The organism is Clostridium luticellarii (genome assembly GCF_002995845.1).
Classification (GTDB): Bacteria; Bacillota; Clostridia; order Clostridiales; family Clostridiaceae; genus Clostridium_B; species Clostridium_B luticellarii.
On record NZ_PVXP01000003.1, the window covers coordinates 1 to 21216 of the forward strand.

The 21216-nt window shown below is 32.9% G+C and carries 23 protein-coding genes; 3 read left to right on the top strand and 20 right to left on the bottom strand.

Annotation, left to right across the window (positions count from 1 at the left end):
• Positions 1-181: 181 nt before the first annotated feature.
• The gene (locus CLLU_RS01620; RefSeq protein ID WP_106007831.1) at positions 182-661 is read left to right on the top strand and encodes a hypothetical protein; all 480 of its coding nucleotides are present in this window, start codon (positions 182-184) and stop codon (positions 659-661) included.
• A gap of 123 nt (positions 662-784) precedes the next feature.
• On the opposite strand, the gene CLLU_RS01625 is transcribed toward CLLU_RS01620, so the two are convergent.
• Positions 785-1888 (bottom strand): D-alanyl-D-alanine carboxypeptidase family protein, encoded by a 1104-nt coding sequence (locus tag CLLU_RS01625; RefSeq protein WP_106007980.1) that lies wholly within the window; start codon positions 1886-1888, stop codon positions 785-787.
• A gap of 301 nt (positions 1889-2189) precedes the next feature.
• Between CLLU_RS01625 and CLLU_RS01630 the strand changes: the two genes are divergently transcribed.
• Together CLLU_RS01630 and ytfJ are read left to right on the top strand one after the other, a co-directional pair.
• The gene (locus CLLU_RS01630; RefSeq protein ID WP_106007832.1) at positions 2190-2720 is read left to right on the top strand and encodes a DUF2953 domain-containing protein; all 531 of its coding nucleotides are present in this window, start codon (positions 2190-2192) and stop codon (positions 2718-2720) included.
• A 32-nt stretch (positions 2721-2752) separates the two neighbouring features.
• The gene (gene ytfJ, locus CLLU_RS01635; RefSeq protein ID WP_106007833.1) at positions 2753-3217 is read left to right on the top strand and encodes a GerW family sporulation protein; all 465 of its coding nucleotides are present in this window, start codon (positions 2753-2755) and stop codon (positions 3215-3217) included.
• 95 nt (positions 3218-3312) lie between these two features.
• Here ytfJ and scpB read toward each other — a convergent pair whose 3' ends face one another.
• The 19 genes from scpB to nusB form a co-directional block, all read right to left on the bottom strand.
• A complete protein-coding gene (scpB, locus tag CLLU_RS01640; RefSeq protein WP_106007834.1) occupies positions 3313-3843 on the bottom strand; it encodes an SMC-Scp complex subunit ScpB in 531 nt (176 codons plus the stop codon).
• A complete protein-coding gene (locus CLLU_RS01645) occupies positions 3833-4582 on the bottom strand; it encodes a segregation/condensation protein A (RefSeq protein WP_106007835.1) in 750 nt (249 codons plus the stop codon). Before CLLU_RS01645 ends, scpB begins: the two co-directional genes overlap by 11 nt.
• Positions 4583-5773: a tRNA nucleotidyltransferase/poly(A) polymerase family protein gene (locus CLLU_RS01650; protein ID WP_106007836.1), complete on the bottom strand. Its 1191-nt coding sequence runs from the start codon at positions 5771-5773 to the stop codon at positions 4583-4585.
• 114 nt (positions 5774-5887) lie between these two features.
• Positions 5888-7099, bottom strand: coding sequence for a D-alanyl-D-alanine carboxypeptidase family protein (locus tag CLLU_RS01655; RefSeq protein WP_106007837.1), 1212 nt, complete (start codon positions 7097-7099; stop codon positions 5888-5890).
• A 227-nt stretch (positions 7100-7326) separates the two neighbouring features.
• Positions 7327-8205, bottom strand: a complete 879-nt coding sequence (locus tag CLLU_RS01660; protein WP_106007838.1) for a site-specific tyrosine recombinase — start codon at positions 8203-8205, stop codon at positions 7327-7329.
• Between the two features lie 257 nt (positions 8206-8462).
• Positions 8463-9113: a stage II sporulation protein M gene (spoIIM, locus tag CLLU_RS01670; protein ID WP_106007840.1), complete on the bottom strand. Its 651-nt coding sequence runs from the start codon at positions 9111-9113 to the stop codon at positions 8463-8465.
• 74 nt (positions 9114-9187) lie between these two features.
• Positions 9188-9709 (bottom strand): NUDIX hydrolase, encoded by a 522-nt coding sequence (locus CLLU_RS01675; RefSeq protein WP_106007841.1) that lies wholly within the window; start codon positions 9707-9709, stop codon positions 9188-9190.
• A gap of 102 nt (positions 9710-9811) precedes the next feature.
• Entirely contained in the window at positions 9812-9982 is a 171-nt protein-coding gene (locus CLLU_RS18820; RefSeq protein ID WP_170065720.1) for a hypothetical protein, read from the bottom strand.
• Between the two features lie 59 nt (positions 9983-10041).
• The gene (spo0A, locus tag CLLU_RS01680) at positions 10042-10857 is read right to left on the bottom strand and encodes a sporulation transcription factor Spo0A (protein ID WP_106007842.1); all 816 of its coding nucleotides are present in this window, start codon (positions 10855-10857) and stop codon (positions 10042-10044) included.
• Positions 10858-11113: 256 nt separating this feature from the next.
• Positions 11114-12220 carry a SpoIVB peptidase gene (gene spoIVB / locus CLLU_RS01685; protein WP_106007843.1) on the bottom strand — a complete coding sequence of 369 codons (1107 nt, stop codon included), beginning with the start codon at positions 12218-12220 and terminating at the stop codon, positions 11114-11116.
• 199 nt (positions 12221-12419) lie between these two features.
• Entirely contained in the window at positions 12420-14114 is a 1695-nt protein-coding gene (gene recN / locus CLLU_RS01690) for a DNA repair protein RecN (protein ID WP_106007844.1), read from the bottom strand.
• Between the two features lie 11 nt (positions 14115-14125).
• Positions 14126-14578 (bottom strand): arginine repressor, encoded by a 453-nt coding sequence (locus CLLU_RS01695; RefSeq protein ID WP_106007845.1) that lies wholly within the window; start codon positions 14576-14578, stop codon positions 14126-14128.
• Complete coding sequence (locus CLLU_RS01700) at positions 14565-15428, bottom strand: NAD(+)/NADH kinase (protein ID WP_106007846.1); 864 nt, start codon at positions 15426-15428, stop codon at positions 14565-14567. Before CLLU_RS01700 ends, CLLU_RS01695 begins: the two co-directional genes overlap by 14 nt.
• A complete protein-coding gene (locus CLLU_RS01705) occupies positions 15425-16249 on the bottom strand; it encodes a TlyA family RNA methyltransferase (protein ID WP_106007847.1) in 825 nt (274 codons plus the stop codon). The genes CLLU_RS01700 and CLLU_RS01705 overlap by 4 nt, the downstream gene beginning before the upstream one ends.
• 18 nt (positions 16250-16267) lie before the next feature.
• Positions 16268-18142 (bottom strand): 1-deoxy-D-xylulose-5-phosphate synthase, encoded by a 1875-nt coding sequence (gene dxs / locus CLLU_RS01710; RefSeq protein ID WP_106007848.1) that lies wholly within the window; start codon positions 18140-18142, stop codon positions 16268-16270.
• 73 nt (positions 18143-18215) lie between these two features.
• A complete protein-coding gene (locus tag CLLU_RS01715) occupies positions 18216-19097 on the bottom strand; it encodes a polyprenyl synthetase family protein (RefSeq protein ID WP_106007849.1) in 882 nt (293 codons plus the stop codon).
• Between the two features lie 26 nt (positions 19098-19123).
• The gene (locus CLLU_RS01720) at positions 19124-19351 is read right to left on the bottom strand and encodes an exodeoxyribonuclease VII small subunit (protein WP_106007850.1); all 228 of its coding nucleotides are present in this window, start codon (positions 19349-19351) and stop codon (positions 19124-19126) included.
• Positions 19352-19366: 15 nt separating this feature from the next.
• Complete coding sequence (xseA, locus tag CLLU_RS01725) at positions 19367-20563, bottom strand: exodeoxyribonuclease VII large subunit (RefSeq protein WP_106007851.1); 1197 nt, start codon at positions 20561-20563, stop codon at positions 19367-19369.
• A 40-nt stretch (positions 20564-20603) separates the two neighbouring features.
• A complete protein-coding gene (gene nusB, locus CLLU_RS01730; RefSeq protein WP_106007852.1) occupies positions 20604-21065 on the bottom strand; it encodes a transcription antitermination factor NusB in 462 nt (153 codons plus the stop codon).
• Between the last annotated feature and the right edge of the window lie 151 nt (positions 21066-21216).

A 21216-nucleotide genomic window follows, 5' to 3' on the forward strand; every position in this document is an offset into this window, starting at 1 on the left:
GCATTATTATTTTTTTAATATTCATAATTAAGTATTTTCATAATAATCCCAATTTTAAGAAAATAATTTCAGCAAACCTTTATAATTTTTTTATAACCGTCCATATGGCATTCATTTTAAAAAGATATTATAATATATTTGTACATCTTGTATTCAAGACATTTTTTAAGGAGAAAGATAGATGAGAAAAAATGAAAAAATTCTTTTTGAAAACATATGTAAATATTGTATAGGAAAATACACGCTTTTAAGCAGTGGACCTTTAATACCTTCTCTCATATGCCAGCTGTGTAAATATGCAGATATGGATGTTCCAGTAATACGCGGAATACTGCGTGTACAGATAAATGAAAACTACATTAGAAGTTTCGCCCACTGCTTTAATATATATAATGGCAGCATAATAGATGCTTCCATATACGAATACGCTCTTACAAACAAAGCTATAGGTCACCTTTTTCCTATTTATATATTGGATAATATACCTCCCCATATAGACTATATAATGCAAGAAGAATTAGTTGTTGATTCTCAAGTTAAATTTAGTGAGCAATTTTTAAAAAATTCACTTGAAAAAATACAAAATAATAATTTAGAATTTGTTAAAAGATTCACCTTAATTGAAGATTCCAAAAAAGAAAATCTATTTTACTGTCATTGAAGTCACTTATCATAAAGTGCAAAGTTCAAATATGAAATATCATACCTTTTGACACCTGCACTTTGAACTTTGCACTGCATTTTTCTCTCTATTTCTAAATTTTATATTTTAAATTGTGAATTGTCAAAATGTCCAATTTAAGAATCTTCTCACTTTAACGGTATTGGAAGCCTTAAGAGGGCTGCTGTATATTTTTTTACCATTTTCATATATGCAGATCATTCCAATTTTCTCACCTTTGTTTACCGTATAACCTATCTTTTCAGGTTTTATAATTTTTGTGGTATATTTGCATCCTTCTTTCACAGGAACTATAACATCACTTTCATATTGAAGTTTTAAATCCTTTCCGTTTACTTTTACTTCTGCCGCAGTATCACCCTTTGAAAATAATTTCTTAAAATCATAATTTTTATTTACGTATTCATATATCTTCTCAGTTTCGCTCCACCTTCCGGGACAATTGAGAACTACCATTATAATATCATTTCCCTGAACAGGTGCAGAGGTCACGAGACATTTTCCTGCTTTCCCTGTATACCCGGTTTTCACTCCATTTGCATCCGGAATTTTCCAGAGAATTTTATTTATGTTATGATAACTTCTAGTAAACCCTTTTTCCTTTCCATCCACATCTCTGGAATTTACGATTTCACTGAATACAGCATTTTTCTTCGCTACAGAAGTAGCTATAGCCAGATCATAAGCAGTGGAATAGTGTTCTTCCCTATCAAGCCCATGAGGAGTCTCAAAATGGGTGTTGATTATTCCTATTTCACCTGCATACTCATTCATAAGCTCTGCAAAACCTTCTATACTGCCTCCTATGCCTTCTGCTATTGCCACAGCAGCATCATTTCCCGATCTCATCATAAGCCCATATAGGAGTTCTCTTAAAGTTATATTTTCACCTTTTTTATATCCTACAGTAGATCCTTTTACCCCAGCGGATTTAGCAGAAATCTCTATTTTTTCATCCAATTTCCCGTATTTTAAAGCCACCAGCGTGGTCATTATCTTAGTAGTACTTGCCATTGGAACCAGCTCATAGGCATTTTTTTCATAGAGTACAATTCTGGAGTTGCTGTCTATAGCCACTGCACATCTGGCATCTACATTAATTTTACCGGAAGATCCTTTTCCATCTTCTGATAGCGCATTGTTCGGAAACATGTTAATCACAATAAAAAACAATATAATATATAGTAAAATTTTTTTTAATTTCATCATATTTTAAAGCCGCTCCTTCCTCTGCTGAATATACTTCTAACAATATTTTTTCCATAAATAAATATATTACTATTAAAACTTATTCCAAATCAGTATATAATTTACTATTAAAGGAAATACTTATTATGGAGTCAAGTGATTCTAAGATCCTTAAAAAAATTTTTTCCATAAGCAAATCACTTCAAACCTAAGAATCACATTATCCAGGCACACAGCAGTATCTATCTCCTTTTACTAAGTTTGGAGTATTAGCAATAGTAACATTCGGATAAATAATTTTGAATCTGGAGGATGCAGAATGAACATATTATACATTTTGCTTGTTTTACTGTTATTTACTGTTTTATTTCTTCCCACACCATTGAGGATAAATATAAAGTATAAGGATGGCAAACTTACCGTCAAGCTATACAGTTTAAACATTACAAACAGAATTAAATTAAACAAATCTTCTCTTAAAAATCCTTCAGGGAAAAATCCACTTTTTGCTTTTATAAAAGAACTTAAGTCGTTAAATTTTAACGAAATAAATACAAAATTTCCGCTCAAAATGAATATAAAATTCCATTATGGTCTCAATGATGCCGCATATACAGCAATTACGTACGGAGCCCTGTCATCATTAAAAGTTCTTATCTTTAACATGTTAAAAAAGGTGTTTTCCATAAAAAAATATAACCTGATCATAGAACCCGATTTCAATAATCCTATTTTTGAATTAGAAGTTACAGGTATAATTTATATAAATTTAGTTAAAATTATTTATATGTATAGAAAATTATCTAATTATAAAAAATTAAACAAACCAATGAGAAGTAATTCTGCATGATACAAATTTTATATTTATAAGGAGGAATTTTTATGGATGGTCATCCAATAGAAAATTTATTAAAGAGCACCATGGAAAATTTAAAAGAAATGATCGATGTAAATACCATTGTAGGAGATGCAGTTGAGTCAAAAGACGGTTCTCTTGTAATACCAATTTCAAAGGTATCTTTTGGCTTTGCATCAGGCGGAAGTGAATTTAACCTTCAGCATGAAGATATGTCTAAACCGGAATATCCCTTTGGTGGAGGCTCAGGAGCTGGTGTCACAGTAAAACCAGTAGCTTTTTTGGTTACAAAAGGTGAATCCATAAGACTGATGTCCCTAGATCAAAATAATGCCTGTGAGAAAGTGATAGATTCAATTCCTCAAATAATGGATTTGCTCCGAGGAATGATATGTTCAAAAAATAAGAAAGACAAGACATCATCTCATCATAAGTCTGCAGATGAAAGAGAAAAAGATCATAGTGAAGATAGTCCCTCCTATGACAGCTAGCTATTACCGGTCAATGATTAATACTTAAGAGTTAAAAGTTCTGATAAGCAAAAATGGCAAAAACTTTTAACTCTTAAATTTTAACTTTATCAATATTATACAATCAATGAATTCAAATCAGGAATATTACCCAAATCTTGAATCCCAAAATGTTTCAGGAATTCTTCTGTAGTACCATATAAAATTGGTTTTCCCGGCACATTTAATTTTCCATTTTCTCTTATAAGTCTTTTTTCAATCAATGTTGATATTGCTCTATCGCTTTTTACCCCTCTTATCTCGTCTATATCTATTCTGGTTATAGGCTGCTTATATGCAATAATAGCTAAAGTTTCTAATGAGGCCTGGGATAAGGACTGTCTTGAATTTTTTCCAAGAAGTTTCTCAACATAACTGCTGTTTTTAGATTTTGTAACAAAGCTGTACCTGTCATTATCTTTCATAATCTCTATGCCCCTGCAATCTTTTTTATATGTAATCATCATATCATCAAGCAGATTTTTGGTGAACTTTACATCACACTTTATTATTGAAGCAATTTGTTTAATATCAAGAGATTCTCCAGAGACAAATAACAGGGATTCTATTATAGAAAAATAATTACTTCTATCATCACTATTTTTCATTTTCAATTACCCTCTCTATATAAATTTCACTAAAATTTTCATTTTGTACTACAAATACGGTTTTAAGTTTTATAAGTTCTAACAGTGCTAGAAATGTAACTATTTTTTCCATTTTAAAGGGACAATCTTTTATAATAGTTGAAAATTTCACCTTTTTGCTTTTAAAAACTAGATCTTTCACATAAATTATCTTATCTTCTAATTTAAATTTATCCATAGATATTTTTTTGTCCAGAATAATTCCATTGTTAAATTTACTTTCATACTCTTCCATAAGTCTGATATAATTATGATACATGTCCAACATAGTTATACCTTTTAAAATCTCCGACACATTTTTGTGCTTTACTTCAATTATTTCAGGTTTTTTCCCATACATTTTACCTATTTTACCACATCGTTTTTTAAAAAATTCAGCAGCTGCTTTAAATTTTTTATACTGAAGTAGCTTGTCTACTAATTCTTTTCTAGGATCTTCTCCTTCATCCTCACCGTAATCTTTTAAATTTACTTTTGGAAGCAGTGTTTTGGATTTTATCTCTATAAGAGAAGCCGCTATCACTATAAACTCGGAAGCTATGTCTAAATCCATATCTCTCATGTCATTTATATACTTTAAATACTGTTCAGTAATTTCATAAATTTTTATATCGTATATATTCATTTTATTTTTTTTTATAAGATGAAGCAATACATCAAAAGGGCCTTCAAAATTTTCTATTTTTATATTCAAAGACATCTAGATATTCTCTCCTAAATTTTCAGTTAAAAATTTTTGTCCACATTTTATTCCTGTATTCAATTCAACCCTGTTTACGAGTTTTAAGATCCTTCCTATGGATTTTCCATCTTTTACTCCAGCTGAAACAATATTTTCTCCATTTAAAGAGGATCTATAATTACACAAATTATAAACATAATTATAAATTTTATATCTTAACTTATAATTCCAGCTTAAAAGTAAAAGTCCGTAAACATCTATTTTTCTAAGAAGAATATATAACCTGCAATTATCCATTATATTCATTAGAGATTTAACTATTTCACTGGAATTTTTATTGAAATAATCAATGGTATTTCTCAATTTTCCATTTAAGATTGAGTTTTTAGCTAATATTTTAGCATATTTTTCATCTTTTAGAGAATAAAACAGTCTAAGAATTTTCACATCTACTGTTGTACAACCACAAATTTCACTTATACTGCTGTTCAGAGAATCACTCCACAGTTTATTTTTATCCACGTCGAATATTTTCAAATCAGCACACAGACAAATATTTCTTATCCAGTCATCTTCACAACACAAAAGGTATATTTCCTTTATTATTCTATCACTGCTTACAAGATCAAGCACATTTTTTTCAATACATGCCTTTATTTCATCTTCGTCTTTCAACTTGAAGTTATATCTGACAGCATATTTTACAGCTCTAAATATTCTAGTTGGATCTTCACTATAGCTGCCTGAATGTATCTTTCTTAAAACCTTGTTCTTTAAATCCACCATTCCCCCATAGATATCTATAATTTTTTTTTCTTCAATGTCATAGGCCAATGCATTTACAGTAAAATCCCTTCTGTACAGATCTTCATGAATATGTGACGGAAATACATCAGGAAGTGCCCCATCTCTACAATAATATTCCTTTCTACATCTTATAAGGTCTATGACAACACCATTTTTAAATGCCAAAGAGGCAGTTTGAAATCTACTGTGATACTCACATTGTTTTAAATTTCTCAGTTCATTTAAAATAACATTTGGATCACCTTCCACACATATGTCAATATCTTTTATTTTATTTCCTAAAATAGCATCTCTAACAGCACCCCCAACTATGTACGGCTTTATCCCTTTTAAGCTGCACAAATTTTTTATTGAGTTTATGCTGTCCACTTCAGCTCCGGTAAATGCCTTCAAAATATCCATATCATATTTTCTCCTACAAATATGATCAAATTTGCTATAAGCCTAAAGATCACTTGATCCAGTTAAATTTTCTTCCTCTATTATACTATATATTGTCTATCCTAAAAACATATATTATATTCCCTGAGGAAAAACATTCCTAATATTGTCTTTTAGATTCCAAAATACTCCTGGTTTTTTTACATTTCTATCACTGCTCAAATCAACTTTTCCTGCCAATTCTCCATTTACATATACATCACAATATCCCACTTTCTGGTTCTTTCTATACTCCTTCTTATTTTTGTCTATAACAGATCTATAAGTTACCTTATTGTCTTTTCCCTTTTCAAATACAACGTTTAAATCAGCTGAAGCCTTTGCAATAAAATATCTGTTTCCACTTTTACTCAAATTGACCCTCTCCACTTCATCTCCCTTTTTAAAGACATTTTTGGATGAATATTTTGAAAAGCCATAATTCATGAGCATGCTTGCATCTTTGTTTCTAACTTTATACGTAGGAGAACCCATAACTATTGCCAGCATTCTTACTCCATCTCTAACAGACGTAGCGGATATGCAATACTTTGCCGAGCTGGTGAATCCCGTCTTAAGCCCATCACATCCATTGAAAAATCTCACCAACTTATTATGATTTACCAGTTCTATAGGACTTTTTCTCCCTTCAGATATGGTCTCCATATATGTTCCAGTATACTTCAATATAGTGGGATGTTTTAAAAGCTCTCTGGACATGATTCCTATATCATAGGCAGTGGTATAATGTCCTTCTGCACTGAGCCCGGTGCAATTTTTAAATACCGTATCCTTCATTCCCAGCTGCTGTGCTTTTTTATTCATCAGATCCACAAAGCTCTCTTCACTGCCGCTCAAATATTCTGCCATGGCAACTGCCGCATCATTCCCAGAGGCTATTCCTATTCCCTTTAATAGATCCTCTACAGTTCTGACCTCTCCTGTGTCCAGCAGCATAGAACTTCCACCCATTTTCTTGGCATTCTCACTGACAGTGACCTTGTCTGACAGGGATATCTTTCCTGAGTCCACAGCTTCCATGCTTAAAAGCATAGTCATTATTTTTGTAACAGAAGCTGGCTCCAGTTTTTCATGAGAATTTTTTTCAAATATTACTTTACCACTGGAGGGCTCTATAAGCAATGCTGACTTGGCATCTATATTCAAATCTGATTTTATAGCTTTAATCTCTGCCCTATCGGATTTAGTTAAAGGTTCAGCTTTAACAGATATATTACACAATCCCATTAAAAAGAATAAACTCAATATTATACTTGTTAAAGTTAATACTTTCTGCTTTTTTTTCATATTATATTTCTCCTTCCTTTAAAACATATTTTTCCGAAGTATTAATATTATCACACAAATATAATAAAAAAATACATCAGTATCAAAATATTTTGATACTGATGTATTTTTTCAATTAACAACTAATAATTAACAGTTCACAATTAGTGAAGATTTTCGGCTGTACCGAAAATTCACTAAATTCAATATTTAAACTCTGCACTTTGATATTTGAATGCAATTGCTGACTATGCTCTGGGATGTGATTTTTTATATATTTCAGCAATTTTATTTCTTTTTAAGACCGAAGAATAAACCTGGGTGGCAGAAAGATCTTTATGACCCAGAAGTTCCTGAACAGATTTAATATCCGCTCCATTTTCAAGCAGATGTACCGCAAAAGAATGTCTTAAAGTAAAGGCATTTATGTTCTTGTCTATTTTAGATTCCCCAGCATAATATTTTACTATCTTCCAAAAACCTTGACGGCTCATTTTCACACCTTTTAGATTTAAAAACAGAGTATCCAAATTATATAAATTTAGTTCCGGCCTTATTCTTAAGTAATTTTTTAAATACTTTACAGCTACAGATCCTATAGGAACTATTCTCTCCTTACTTCTGGAATTACTACACCTTATATAGGACAATTTTAGATCTATATCGTATATTGTCAAGTTTAAAAGCTCCATTACCTTCATTCCTGCAGCGTACATAACTTCCAGCATGGCCTTATCCCTTATTCCCTTGTCAGTGCTCAAATCCGGAGAAGAAAGAAGCTTGTCTACTTCTTTTACGGTAAGTATTTCAGGCACACTGTGTTCCACCTTGGGAATCTGGTAGTACAAAATTGGATTTTCATTTACAATTCCCTTCAGCGTAAGATACTTGTAAAAGTTTCTAAGTGACACAATATTTCTCACTATCGAGGAGATGGCTTTTCCCGCTTTTTGAAGATACTGCACATAGGCCATTATGGATATAACCTCAACTCCCTCTATACTTTCTTTTCTATCCTTTATAAAATTATAAAATTTATCTACATCTCTAACATATGCGTCCATAGTATTTTTGCTCATATGTTTCTTTTCCAATTCTTTTGTATAAGCCAATAAAAGGCCATTCAAAATTATCACCTGCTCTTTAGCATTATAATCTTAAAACTTCAAAAACTCATTAAAAATATTGATATAATTATATATCAGGTCTATATTTCTACTAAATATACTATTTACAAATATGCTGTTGTCATAGGAATGAGGTTTGACAATAAAATTGTATAAAATAAGGTCTATACATCTTGGAAGAAACATTCCAAAAAATATCAATATAAAAAAACATTTCAATACTCCTATGATAAAATTATATTCTTTTTCATTTAATATCATAGCAGTATCCCCTGAAATCTTGCTGCAACAAGCTTAATCATAGCGGGAGTCAGATAAGTTTCCATAAAAAAGCCTATACACATTACCATAGCTACCATTAGAAATGATATAGAATAAGATGTAATGCTCACCAAAATATGTGACTTCCATTGAATTCTGGATCTATCCTTGAATATCATAAGTGAAAATTCCATGGCAAGTACAGAAAAAAATATTATACAAGGTATGTATATTATGTTCTGGGGAAGTACGCCAAGTAGTGAAATCCATACTCCCTTAATTCCCATCTGGCTTATTATAAAACTTATGGAAAATCCTATAGTAAATCCCTTTATTACATCTATAATGAGTATTATGGGTATTCCTATCATGGTAAGTCCTAAAAACCAGACAGCCAGAATTACAGGCACATTATTTTTTAAAGTCTGAAGTAATATGGATTTATAATTTACACTTCCCGAATTTACAGTAGTTGTAAAATTGTTGAAATAGCTGACAAGATCACTTTTCTCAAATCCACCCATATATCTAACACTGTATATACCCATCACTATACCCGTAAAAACACACAGCAGACTTATAACATACAGCCAGAAATTATTCTTGACATGTTTATTTATCAAAGTTGAGAGTTTATTTCCCAGCATAATTTCATCCCCCTTTTGTTAATCATCTTCTTTAAATAATCTATGACTTACAAAAGAGTTATATGACTACATTGTTATACCATCATAAAAGCACATATGGTCTTTGCATCTATTATTTCACCTTTTTTTATCATATCCTTGACTCTGCTCAATTTAACTTCTTTCACATCTATAAATTCATCCTCATCACCTATATCATCTCTTCCCTTATATAGATCTTCAGCTTTAAATATATATATATATTCATCACAAAATCCAGGACTTGTAACTACCTTACCTATATATTCAAATTTTCCTGCTTTATAGCCTATCTCCTCCTCCAGTTCCCTGATTCCACAAGTTTCTATATCCTCATTTTTTTCAATTTTGCCTGCAGGTATTTCAAGAATACTTCTCTCTATAGGCTTTCTAAACTGTTCTACCATAAATATGGTGTCACTGTCCTTATAAGCCAGTATTGCAACACCTCCAGGATGATTTACTATCTCTCTTTTACTTTCTCTTCCATTGGGCAGCCTTACAGTATGCAGATTTACTTCGATAATTTTGCCGTTATATATTGTATCTTTTTTTATAGTTTTTTCAGAAAAATTCATACACACACTTCCAATACAAAATTATATTATTTAAGGTTCTCTTGGATAAAGCCTAGATCAATTATCGTTTTAAATTTTATACTTTACCTCTATAATTGTCAATCATATCTGATTTTCTATTTTTTCTAACAGTTTTTTATAATATCTTATAATTCCTTTTAATTCCTCTTCCCTGTCTGAATCATTTGATACTTTCTCCCTGAGCTCATTTATCCTGCTTATGATCAAATTCTGTATATTCTTTATTTCCTCTAATTCCAATTCTATTTTCATATAATAAGTCCTCCTTTGCAAAAACTTCCATTCATCTAAAATGAACGGAAGTTTTTAAATTAACTAACCTTGTTTTTAAGCCTCAGCTTGTCAGCCACCATGGCAATGAATTCGGAATTGGTTGGCTTACCTTTATCATTATGTATGGTATAACCAAAAATTTTATTTATGGTCTCAACCTGACCTCTTGACCATGCAACTTCAATAGCATGTCTTATGGCTCTTTCTACTCTACTTGCAGTAGTATTATATTTTTTAGCTATAGATGGATATAATTCTTTTGTGACTGCTGAAAGAAGTTCCATATTATTTACCACCATAGTTATAGCTTCTCTCAAATACATGTATCCCTTTATATGGGCAGGAACACCTATTTCGTGTATTATATTTGTTATTTCCTGCTTTAAATCGGCAGGGCTGTCTTTTGAAAATCCCGTTTCCTCATTGTCCATAAATGATATGGTTTTCTTGACTTCATCTCCGCTTATTATAGTATTGTTGAACATCTGTCTTATTCTTCTTGTAAGCACATTCATATCAAAAGGTTTAATAACATAATAATCCGCACCTAAAGTTATGGCTCTCTGAGTTATCTTATCTTGTCCTACTGCAGATAAAACTATTATTCTGGGCATTGGATCTATATTCATGGCGTTAAGTCTTTCTAAAACACCTAATCCATCAAGATGAGGCATTATTATATCCAGTACTACTAAATTTGGTTTTTTTTCTTCAATCAGTTTAAGAGCTTCCAATCCATCCTTAGCAATGCCCGTAACTATTATATCCTTTTGATTCAGAAGATAATCATTTAGAATGTTACAAAATTCTTTGTTATCATCTGCTATAATTACACTTATTTTTGAATCCTCCATATTCTACTCTCCTTTTTAATTAATTGCCATATCTTAACAAATAATAGATTCGACAAAGGAATTTTAATTCCTTCTTTTTTATATAAAAATTTTTACATTTATATGCCAATTTTTAGGATTCCTTCAAACAAGTAGATTATATCTTTTATATAGCTATAAAGATAACATCTAAAATGCTACCTTTATGACTATATGATTATTTTAACATATTTTATATACTTTTTTAAGTTTTTCTTCATCCTAAATTCTAAATTTTTTATTTTAGTAGAATATTCGCATCTTTCAACATCCAGTCTATATAAATTCCATATCCAACTTCCGGTTTATTTATCAGTACGTGGGTGACAGCACCTACCAATTTGTTGTTTTGAATTATAGGGCTTCCGCTCATTCCCTGAACTATACCGCCTGTTTTATCCAATAACCTTTTGTCCGTGACTCTTATAACCATGCTTTTAGGTCCGGGCGAATCCTGAGCCAGCAGCTTTTCTATCTCTATATCATAGTATTCAGGTGTCTCTCCTGATATAGTAGTAATAATTTTAGCAGGTCCCTCTCTTATTTCATTTCTCATACCCACCTTAATGGGCTTACATTTTCTATTTTTTATTACCACATTTCCCCTGCCGAAAATTCCACATTCGGTATTCTTGCTTATATCACCTAATTTGAGTTCCTCATTTACAAATATGCCCTTCAATTCGCCGGGATTTCCCTTAATTCCCTTTTTGATGGCTATTATGGAGGAATCAATTATATCGCCTGAATTTATATTCAATTTGGTTCCTGTATCCATATCCACTATAGGATGACCCAGTGCGGCAAACATACCGCTTTTTTCATCATAAAAGGTTAAAGTTCCAATTCCTGCAGTGGAATCTCTTATCCAGAGTCCTATTTTGTAATTATTATCTTCTATTCCATTTACAGCTCTGACTATCTTCTCAATTTGGCTGCCATTTCTCTCCACCACTATCTTTACATCTTTTCCTTTTGTTCTATTTATTTCAGTCTGCGTTTGTTCAGCATTTTTTACAACAGTATCATTTACTTTTACTATATTATCTCCTATTCGTATGCCAGCCAGTGCAGCTGGACTGCTGACCTTTCCTTGAGCCGTCTCTATATCTGAAAGAGCTACTACAAGCACTCCTTTAGTATTTAACTTTATTCCAATAGGCTGACCTCCGGGATATACGGTTATATCGCTGGCTTGAGCTGTTTTAAATGTTGACTTTGCTTTAAATGTCTGAGACAAATTACTAACTATATCTATATCCTCAACTTTACAATAAGCATTTAACATCATGAAAAGGATGGGAATTAACATCCAACGCAATGTGATTTTTACTTTTTTGCTCATGCTTTTACCTCCCGTCTTACACTGCTTTTTCTAGGATTAAGTTGCCCTTTTAAATATGTTATTATGCTATTATATAGTTGCATCTATAGTTAATGAATTGTTTTTAAATATAAATTTATACAAAAAGTTAAAAGCCACCTTTTAAACAATACTTAAGTAAAAATTTACTTTAGCTGTCCTGGAGGTAACTTTTCCAATTTCATTTTGCAATTTTTTTCAGATCCGCCATTTTGACGAGTTCTTTTGCATGTTCCAAAGTAAGTGTTGTAACTTCAGCTCCTCCTATCATTCTGGCCACCTCATATTGTTTCTCCTGTTTATCCATTTTCTTTACTTTAGTATAGGTTTTATTTTTAAAAACTTTTTTTGAAACCCAATAGTGAGTATCAGACATGGATGCAATTTGAGGCAGGTGGGTTACACAAAATACCTGGTGTTTTTTTGATATATTATACATTTTTTCCGCTACACGCTGTGCTATTCTTCCACTTATTCCCGTGTCTATCTCATCAAATATAACAGATGGAATATGATCCTTATCCAAAAATACAGTCTTCAATGCCAGCATTATCCTTGACAGTTCTCCTCCTGATACAATTTTTCGAAGTGGTTTTAAAGGTTCTCCAGGATTAGTGGATATATAAAAGGTTACTTTATCCATACCCTTTGCATTAAATCTATCCTCCAATTTTACTTCTATTTTAAATACACTCTTTCCAAGTCCTACAAATTCCAGCTCATTTTTTATATTTTTTTCCAATTTCCCAGCTATCTTTCGCCTTAACTCATGAAGACGCTTTCCTTTTTGTTTCATCTTATCTTCTAGCTTTAGCTTCTCCAGATTTAAGTTTTCTATTACCTGAGAAGCATCTTTCATCTCTTCATATTGTGCACCTATTTTGTCCCTGTAATTCAATATATCCTTTATGCTGCTGCCATATTTCTTCTTCAAGTTATTTATTCTATATATTCTACTGTTTATACTTTCCAGTTCTCTTCCATCATAATAAAAATCATCTTTTATATTACGTATATCTTCTATGCTGCCTTCTATATTGTAATAACTGTCTTTCAAAGAATTACATATATTTTTTATTCCTGGAGCAATATCTTCTATGGAATCCAGCTTTTTTATAACTATGCCTAAATTGTCATATATGGATTTTTTGTCTTCTCCGCCGCTATAAAGCTCTATATAACAATTATTTACTGTATCGCTTATTTTTTCAGCATTTGAAAGCACCTTGAATTTTTCATCTAATTTCTCTTCTTCTCCCTGCTTTAAATCAGCGGAATCAATTTCATTTATCTGGTATTTTAAAAAATCAACAAGTTTTTCTCTATCTTCACTTTTTCCTGAAAGCTCATATATTTTATTTTTTATCGAAGCCAAGTTTCTATAATATTTTCCATAGTCCTTCAAAATACTGGAAAGAGAATTTTCTCCATAATAATCCAGATACTGTATGTGATTTTCTTCTGAAAGCAAATTTTGATTGTCATGCTGACCATGTATGTCAATTAAGGTACTGCTTATATGCTTTAGATTGGCCATTAGAATTGATTTTCCATTGACTTTTGCCACTGTTCTTCCGGATTGAAAGGATTCTCTGCTCATTATAACTAAATTTTCATCAGAATCAATTTCTTCCTCACTCAGGACCTCCAGGGTCTTGGAATTTTCTATAGTAAAAACGGCTTCAACAAAAGTCTTATTTTCACCGGCCCTTATTAAATCCTTATTGAACTTTCCACCCAAAACATAATTTATAGCATCAATAAGTATGGATTTACCAGCTCCTGTTTCTCCAGACAGCACATTAAAACCTGATTCAAAAGATATACTCAAATTTTCTATAAGTGCAAAATTTTTTATGTTCAATTGGAGTAACATGAGCAACCCTCCTATTCAGAAATCATTTTTTTCATCCTCTGAGTTATATTCTGAGCTTTTTCATTGTCTCTTGCCATGACAAATATGGTATTGTCTCCAGCTAAAGTTCCAGCTATTCCAATAAAATTCAGCGAGTCAATAGCCTCCGCTGCCGCTGATGCAGAACCTGAAATAGTTTTTATCACTACAAAATTATTTACATTTTCAACACCTGTAACTGTCTGAGCAAATATGTTTATAAGTTTATTTGATAGAACATTTTCCGTATGTGCTATAGTAGCATATTTATATCTCCCACTATCAGACAATACCTTTATGAGTTTTAATTCCTTTATATCTCTTGAAACAGTTGCCTGGGTTACATTCATTCCGCTTTTTTTAAGCTTTTCCGCAAGCTCCTCCTGGGTTTCGATATCATTTGAATTGATGATCTCCAATATCTTAGCATGCCTAGTTACCTTCATATGTTTTATGTTCACATCCTTTTACCTTAAATGTAATTTTCTCCTTAAGTGTATTAAAATAATCATTGTTGTCAAATTTAATAAGTTTTCTTTTATTTTCAGACATACTTATTTTCACGGACTTCAGTCCGTCAATCTCAATACACCGCTGCCCGTCTATGGATAAATATACATTTTCAAATTTTTTTTCTGATGCTATGTTTATGCAGGACTTGCTGTCCAGTATAATAGTTCTTGCAGTTAAGGATTGTGAATACATGGGTGTCAGACACAGTGCATTCAAAGACGGGTGAATTATGGGTCCTCCTGCCGACAAATTATAGCCGGTAGAACCTGTGGATGTGCATACAATAATTCCATCCCCGTTGAATTCGTTGTAAAAAATGTCATTTATGTAGACATCATATTTCTGTATTCTGGAATTTATTTTCCTGCACAATACCACATCATTCAAGCCATCATACCTTTTAATTTCATTTCCATCATCATAACTGCACTGAAGCATATCTCTTTCTTCAATTGCATACTCTCCCCTGAACAGCCTGTTTAAAGCTCTTTTAACGTTACTTATTTCCACTTGAGCTAAAAATCCCAGATGTCCTATATTTATTCCAAGTATAGGTGTTTTTGAGCTGAGCACGTTTTTAGATGTATTAAGTATGGTGCCATCTCCGCCTAATACTATAATTATGTCCAGTTTGTTGCTTTCACTTTCGTCCAAGCCCCTGCAATCTTCATATACTTTTATATTAACATTATCATCTATACTGCGTATATTTTTTATTATAAAATTTAACATTTTTTTATTCAAGTTTTTCGTTGTATTGACATTGATACCTATATTTTTCATAGTTTCCTCCCATTGAGCTCACCATGCGATGCTTCTACTACTTGAACTATATTTTCGTATTTGAATGCTTCATTGTGTTCATTTATTTTATTAAAATATATAAGATATTCTATGTTTCCCTGCGGACCCTTTATGGGAGAATAGTCCAGTGAATTTATTCTCATATCATTCTCTTTTAAAAAAGCTACAATATCTTCTATAACTTCTATATGAGTGGACTCTTCCCTGACCACTCCTTTTTTTCCAACTTTTTCTCTTCCTGCTTCAAACTGCGGCTTTATGAGTGCCACTATGCTTCCATTGTCCTTCAATAAATTCACAACTGTGGGTATAACCTTCTTAAGTGATATAAAAGACACATCTATGCTGGCAAAATCAGCATGCTCCCCTATATCATCAGAGGTTACATACCGTATGTTGGTCCTTTCCATGCAGACTACCCTTTTATCTATTCTCAGTTTCCATGCAAACTGTCCATATCCCACATCTATGGAAAAAACTTTCTTAGCTCCGCTTTGAAGCATGCAGTCGGTAAATCCACCTGTAGATGCACCTATGTCCATACACACTTTATCCTTTAAGTTTATGTGAAATTTTTCTATGGCCTTTTGTAATTTTAATCCTCCACGACTTACAAAGGGAAGCTTTTCCCCCTTAAATTCTATATTAGAGATTTTTTTTACTTTTTGTCCACATTTATCAACCATCTTTCCATCCACAAATATCTCTCCAGCCATGATACTGGCTCTAGCTCTTTCTCTGGAAGGAAATATACCTTTATCTACTAAAAGCACATCCAGTCTCTCTTTTGATTCTGACATAATAAACTCCTCACATCTTTAAAATGTACGACTCAAATCCCCTACTTTAAGTACAATATTTTCAATTCCCCTGGCATCCAGCCCATACAATTTATATAAAATATCAGTTTTCCCGTGCTGCACAAATTCATCTTTAAATCCTAAATTTATCACTCTGGTTTTCTTGCCTGTGCTATTTACATATTCCAGTATATAAGAGCCCAAGCCCCCTCTCACTACATTGTCTTCGATGGTTATAATGGTTGACCCTTCATCTATCAACTTGTCGAGCATGATTTTATCAATAGGTTTTACAAAACAGGTGCTTATAATTTTGACATCTATAAACTTATCTTTAAGTCTTTGTGCCGCCAATGCTGCATGCTGTACCATCTTTCCCTCAGCCACCAGTGCTATTTTGCCTCTTCCCGATATATATTCCCAGCTTCCAGTATTGAAATTTTTTAGCGGTTTAAGGGGTATATCATCTCCTCCTCGTGGATATCTTATAGCCACAGGAGAATTTTGTTCCAGCGCCCATTTAATCATGTAAGGCAATTCTCCCATACATTTAGGTGCCATAACAGTCATATTTGGCATTTCAGTTAAATATGACAGATCAAATATACCCTGATGGGTCTCTCCATCCTCCCCTACAATTCCGGCCCTGTCTATGGCAAAAACCACAGGAAGTTTCTGCATGCATACATCATGAAGCAGTTGATCATAAGCCCGCTGAAGAAAAGTTGAATACACTGCAAAAACCGGCTTTAAACCTGCTCTTGCCATTCCTGCGGCAAGAGTAACCGCATGCTGCTCTGCAATACCCACATCAAAAAACCTTTCTGGAAACTTCTCTGCAAAATCTTTAAGTCCTGTACCATCTCTCATTGCAGCTGTTATTGACACTATCTTTTTATCTTTCTCTGCCAGTCTGCACATTTCAGCTCCAAAGGTTTTAGAATATGTATTGATTGAAGTCTTCACAAGCTCTCCACTGCCGCAGTTAAATGGGCCTATGCCGTGAAACTTACCTGGATTTTTCTCTGCAAATTCATATCCTTTGCCCTTTTTGGTTATTATATGTATAATAACCGGGTTATTCACTTTTTTAGCTGCATTGAGAACTTCTGTAAGCTCTTTTATATTATGTCCATCTATAGGTCCTAAATACTTTATTCCCATATCTTCAAAAAACATTCCGGGAACCACCATCTGTTTTATTCCATTTTTAAATCTCTCCAGATATTTTGCCATTCCCTGCCCTATATTGGGTATCTTCTTTAGTTTATTTTCCACTCTTTTTTTTAGTCTGTCATATTTGGGATCCACCCTGAGTCTATTCAAATATTTGGATAGACCCCCTACATTTTTCGCTATGGACATCTGATTGTCATTTAACACTATTATAAGCTTTGTCTTTCTGTACCCCACGTCATTTAGAGCTTCTAGTGCCATTCCCCCTGTTAGTGCTCCATCCCCTATGACTGCAACTACATTGTAATGCTTGTGTTCCAGATCCCTGGCTCTCGCCATTCCAAGAGCTGCAGATATGGAGGTACTGCTGTGTCCTGTTTCAAAAAAATCGTATATACTCTCACATCTTTTGGGAAATCCGCTTATTCCTCCAAATTGCCTCAAAGTATCAAACTTTTCCTTTCTTCCCGTAAGTATTTTATGCACATAGGACTGATGTCCCACATCCCAGATAAGTTTATCCTGATTTAAATCAAATACGGTAAATAAACTCAATGTAAGTTCTACAACACCCAGATTGGAAGCGAGATGTCCTCCCGTCCTTGACACCTTGTCAATTAAAAATTTCCTGATTTCTCCAGCAAATTGTTTTTTCTGACTCAGCGTCATTTTTTTTATATCATTAATATCTTTATATTTATCCAACAAACTAAGCATTTTCATCTATCCTTTTTATACAGCTTACTTATTTTTATTACTAGGTCCCACACTAACCATCCTGACATAGAAGTCATTTTTCACGATTCAGAAGGAATAACGTCAGCTCCTGAAGCTGAGAAGTATCCTTTTTTATCTCTTGAAGCACATCCATGCATTCATTTGTAATGGAATTGCACATTTCCCTGCATTTATCCAATCCATAGGCAGTTATAAACGTGGTTTTATTGTTATTTAAATCACTTTTCACTTTTTTACCTAAAACAGCAGTGTCTCCCACTACATCCAATATATCATCCTTTATCTGAAAGGCCAATCCCAACTTCTGGCCGTAGTATTCCAGTTTCTCTATTTCTTTTTCATCAGCAGCTGCATATACTGCCGCTGAAACTATAGATCCTTTTATGAGGGCTCCTGTTTTTTTACTGTGCATATAATAGAGCTGATCTATAGGTATTCTAGTATTTTCACTCAATATATCCACTGTCTGACCCCCTACCATTCCTTCAGCACCGGAGCTTTCAGAAATAATGCTGCAGGCCTTTACGGAATTTTGTCCTTCCCCAATACAGTGCCTGAACATGATATTCATGGCTTCATTTAAAAGTCCATCCCCTGCCAGTACTGCTATAGCCTCGCCAAATACCTTGTGATTTGTAGGTTTACCTCTTCTTAAATCATCATTGTCCATAGCCGGCAAATCATCATGAATTAAAGAATAAGTATGTATCATTTCTATGGCAGCAGCTATATCCATAACCTCACTGTAATCATCCCTGTAGAGTTTATAGGTCAGCAGAAACAATATGGGTCTTATTCTCTTCCCTCCTGCATTTAAACTATACTGCATAGCTTCATATACTCTCCTGTTATAAGACCCCTTCCCCTGCATGTAATTTTTCAAATACTCATCCAATTCACCCTTCAATTTTTTAACTATATTATCGGCCTCCATAATAAACCTCTCCTCACTCCTGCATACTAATTTGTTTCCTGGCTGCTGTCAAAATTTTTTTCTCCTTCCTCTGTCAAAATCTTTATTCTGCCCTCGGCTTCATTCAGCATTTTATATAACTTATTGCATAATTTTATTCCCTCTTCATAGCTCTTCATACTTTTTTCCAGGGACAGTCCCCCCGTATCCATTGAGTTTACTATATTCTCCAATTCCAACATCACATCTTCATAACTTTCCCTTTTTCTAGGCATAACAACCCTCCTTAATCAAATATGAACAAGCTTAAATTTGCCATTCCCGTCCTTCATTATGATTTTAACTTTATCCTTTTTATCCAGTTCTTTTATACTGCCTATTATATCACTACGTTCGTCCTCTATTATGGAATATCCTCTATTTAACACATTTAAAGGGTTATGTGCTGAAAGCAGAGAATTTACACCGGCAAGCTGCTCTCTTTTCTCTTGAATCCTTGTATTTATCTTTAAATTAAGCATTTGTTTAAGCTTATCTACAGCTTCATATTGATTTGTTATATACATCATTGGGTTATAGGATTTTAATCTTTTTTTCATGAGAAGCAGTTTATTTTTTTCCCCGTTTATCCTGTTGTCAATACAATTGGACATCATATTTTTATAACTTAATATTCTCTGTAAAAACTCGTTCATATTAAACACTGCAATTTCAGCTGCTGCAGAGGGAGTGGGCGCCCTTCTGTCCGATACAAAGTCCGCTATGGTATAGTCAATCTCATGTCCTATTCCCGTTATTATGGGTTTTTCAGAATCATATATGGCTTCTGCCAGCTTTTCATCATTGAAACACCATAGATCTTCTATGGATCCGCCTCCTCTGGCTACAATTATAAGATCTACATCTTCAATGGAATTCAATCTATTAATGCCCTTTATTATATCCTCGCTGGCATTTACCCCCTGTACCAGTGAAGGATAGATTAAAAGCTGAACCTTGCTGTTTCTTCTTCTTGTGACATTTATTATATCCCTCACAGCTGCTCCTGTGGGAGAAGTGACAATCCCTATCTTGGCCGCATACACAGGTATTTCTTTTTTATGCTGCTCATCAAACAGTCCTCCTGCATTCAGTTTAGTCTTCAATTTTTCAAAAGCCAGATACAATTCACCCATTCCCTCCGGCTTCATTTCACTACAGTAAAGCTGATATGCTCCTTCTTTTTCATATACAGATATTCTTCCTTTTACTATAACCCTCATTCCATCCTCAGGCAGAAAAGTCAGTTTCCTGACTGAATCTTTAAACATAATACATTTTATTCTGCTGTATTCATCCTTTAAAGAAAAATACATATGTCCACTGCTGTGATACTTGAAATTGGAAATTTCTCCTTTAATAGAACAGTTGGCAAGTATAAAGTCACTGTCAAATGCCTTTTTTATGTATTTATTGATATCAGATACAGTCAATGTCTTAATATACATAGTATTTAACCTCACAATACCTTATTCTTCTCTACTCTTATTATTTACCCCTTATCATGTTCCCAAGCACTCCATTTATAAAGGATGCTGATTTATCCGAAGAATACTTTTTAGCCATCTCTATAGCCTCATTTATAGATACCCTCTCCGGTATGCTGTCTTCATATAAAAACTCATAAGTACAAATTCTTAAAATTGCTACATCTACCTTAGACAATCTGTTCAAATTCCATTTTCTCAGATACTTCTCTATTTGTCCATCAATAACCTTCTCATTTTCTTCTATCCCCTTTAAAACTCTAGCCACATATTCTATGTCCACATCTTTCAAATTCTCATTTTTTTCCCCGTAAAATTCTTCTCTATTATTTCCCCCTAGATTTTCCTCTTCACCTGCAGAATTTTCTTTTAAATTAGTTATTACATTAACAGCCTCTTCTTTATTTATAATCATTTGGAATAATAATTTCATCGCTAATTCTCTGGATTTTTTTCTGTTCATCTTTTCCTCCTACTTAAATGTAGTTTCTAAAAATAATTATTGTCATTTCAGATATAATTATACTTAAACTGATATACTAGTTCAAGCTTATAACAAAGTTCAAAATACAAAGAAGAAATATTAAATAATGAAGATTTTCGGTCTTGGCCGA

Excerpts from the sequence above, each read along its gene's own strand:
- spoIVB (WP_106007843.1), bottom strand. The coding sequence starts at position 12,220 with ATGAGCAAAAAAGTAAAAATCACATTGCGTTGGATGTTAATTCCCATC.
- CLLU_RS01700 (WP_106007846.1), bottom strand. The coding sequence starts at position 15,428 with ATGAAAAATATAGGTATCAATGTCAATACAACGAAAAACTTGAATAAA.
- CLLU_RS01715 (WP_106007849.1), bottom strand. The coding sequence starts at position 19,097 with ATGGAGGCCGATAATATAGTTAAAAAATTGAAGGGTGAATTGGATGAG.
- CLLU_RS01720 (WP_106007850.1), bottom strand. The coding sequence starts at position 19,351 with ATGCCTAGAAAAAGGGAAAGTTATGAAGATGTGATGTTGGAATTGGAG.
- ytfJ (WP_106007833.1), top strand. The coding sequence starts at position 2,753 with ATGGATGGTCATCCAATAGAAAATTTATTAAAGAGCACCATGGAAAAT.
- CLLU_RS01675 (WP_106007841.1), bottom strand. The coding sequence starts at position 9,709 with ATGAATTTTTCTGAAAAAACTATAAAAAAAGATACAATATATAACGGC.
- CLLU_RS01620 (WP_106007831.1), top strand. The coding sequence starts at position 182 with ATGAGAAAAAATGAAAAAATTCTTTTTGAAAACATATGTAAATATTGT.
- CLLU_RS01630 (WP_106007832.1), top strand. The coding sequence starts at position 2,190 with ATGAACATATTATACATTTTGCTTGTTTTACTGTTATTTACTGTTTTA.
- dxs (WP_106007848.1), bottom strand. The coding sequence starts at position 18,142 with ATGCTTAGTTTGTTGGATAAATATAAAGATATTAATGATATAAAAAAA.
- CLLU_RS01695 (WP_106007845.1), bottom strand. The coding sequence starts at position 14,578 with ATGAAGGTAACTAGGCATGCTAAGATATTGGAGATCATCAATTCAAAT.
- CLLU_RS18820 (WP_170065720.1), bottom strand. The coding sequence starts at position 9,982 with ATGAAAATAGAATTGGAATTAGAGGAAATAAAGAATATACAGAATTTG.
- CLLU_RS01650 (WP_106007836.1), bottom strand. The coding sequence starts at position 5,773 with ATGGATATTTTGAAGGCATTTACCGGAGCTGAAGTGGACAGCATAAAC.
- CLLU_RS01655 (WP_106007837.1), bottom strand. The coding sequence starts at position 7,099 with ATGAAAAAAAAGCAGAAAGTATTAACTTTAACAAGTATAATATTGAGT.
- CLLU_RS01705 (WP_106007847.1), bottom strand. The coding sequence starts at position 16,249 with ATGTCAGAATCAAAAGAGAGACTGGATGTGCTTTTAGTAGATAAAGGT.
- recN (WP_106007844.1), bottom strand. The coding sequence starts at position 14,114 with ATGTTACTCCAATTGAACATAAAAAATTTTGCACTTATAGAAAATTTG.
- nusB (WP_106007852.1), bottom strand. The coding sequence starts at position 21,065 with ATGAACAGAAAAAAATCCAGAGAATTAGCGATGAAATTATTATTCCAA.
- spo0A (WP_106007842.1), bottom strand. The coding sequence starts at position 10,857 with ATGGAGGATTCAAAAATAAGTGTAATTATAGCAGATGATAACAAAGAA.
- scpB (WP_106007834.1), bottom strand. The coding sequence starts at position 3,843 with ATGAAAAATAGTGATGATAGAAGTAATTATTTTTCTATAATAGAATCC.
- spoIIM (WP_106007840.1), bottom strand. The coding sequence starts at position 9,113 with ATGCTGGGAAATAAACTCTCAACTTTGATAAATAAACATGTCAAGAAT.
- CLLU_RS01625 (WP_106007980.1), bottom strand. The coding sequence starts at position 1,888 with ATGAAATTAAAAAAAATTTTACTATATATTATATTGTTTTTTATTGTG.
- CLLU_RS01645 (WP_106007835.1), bottom strand. The coding sequence starts at position 4,582 with ATGTCTTTGAATATAAAAATAGAAAATTTTGAAGGCCCTTTTGATGTA.
- xseA (WP_106007851.1), bottom strand. The coding sequence starts at position 20,563 with ATGTATATTAAGACATTGACTGTATCTGATATCAATAAATACATAAAA.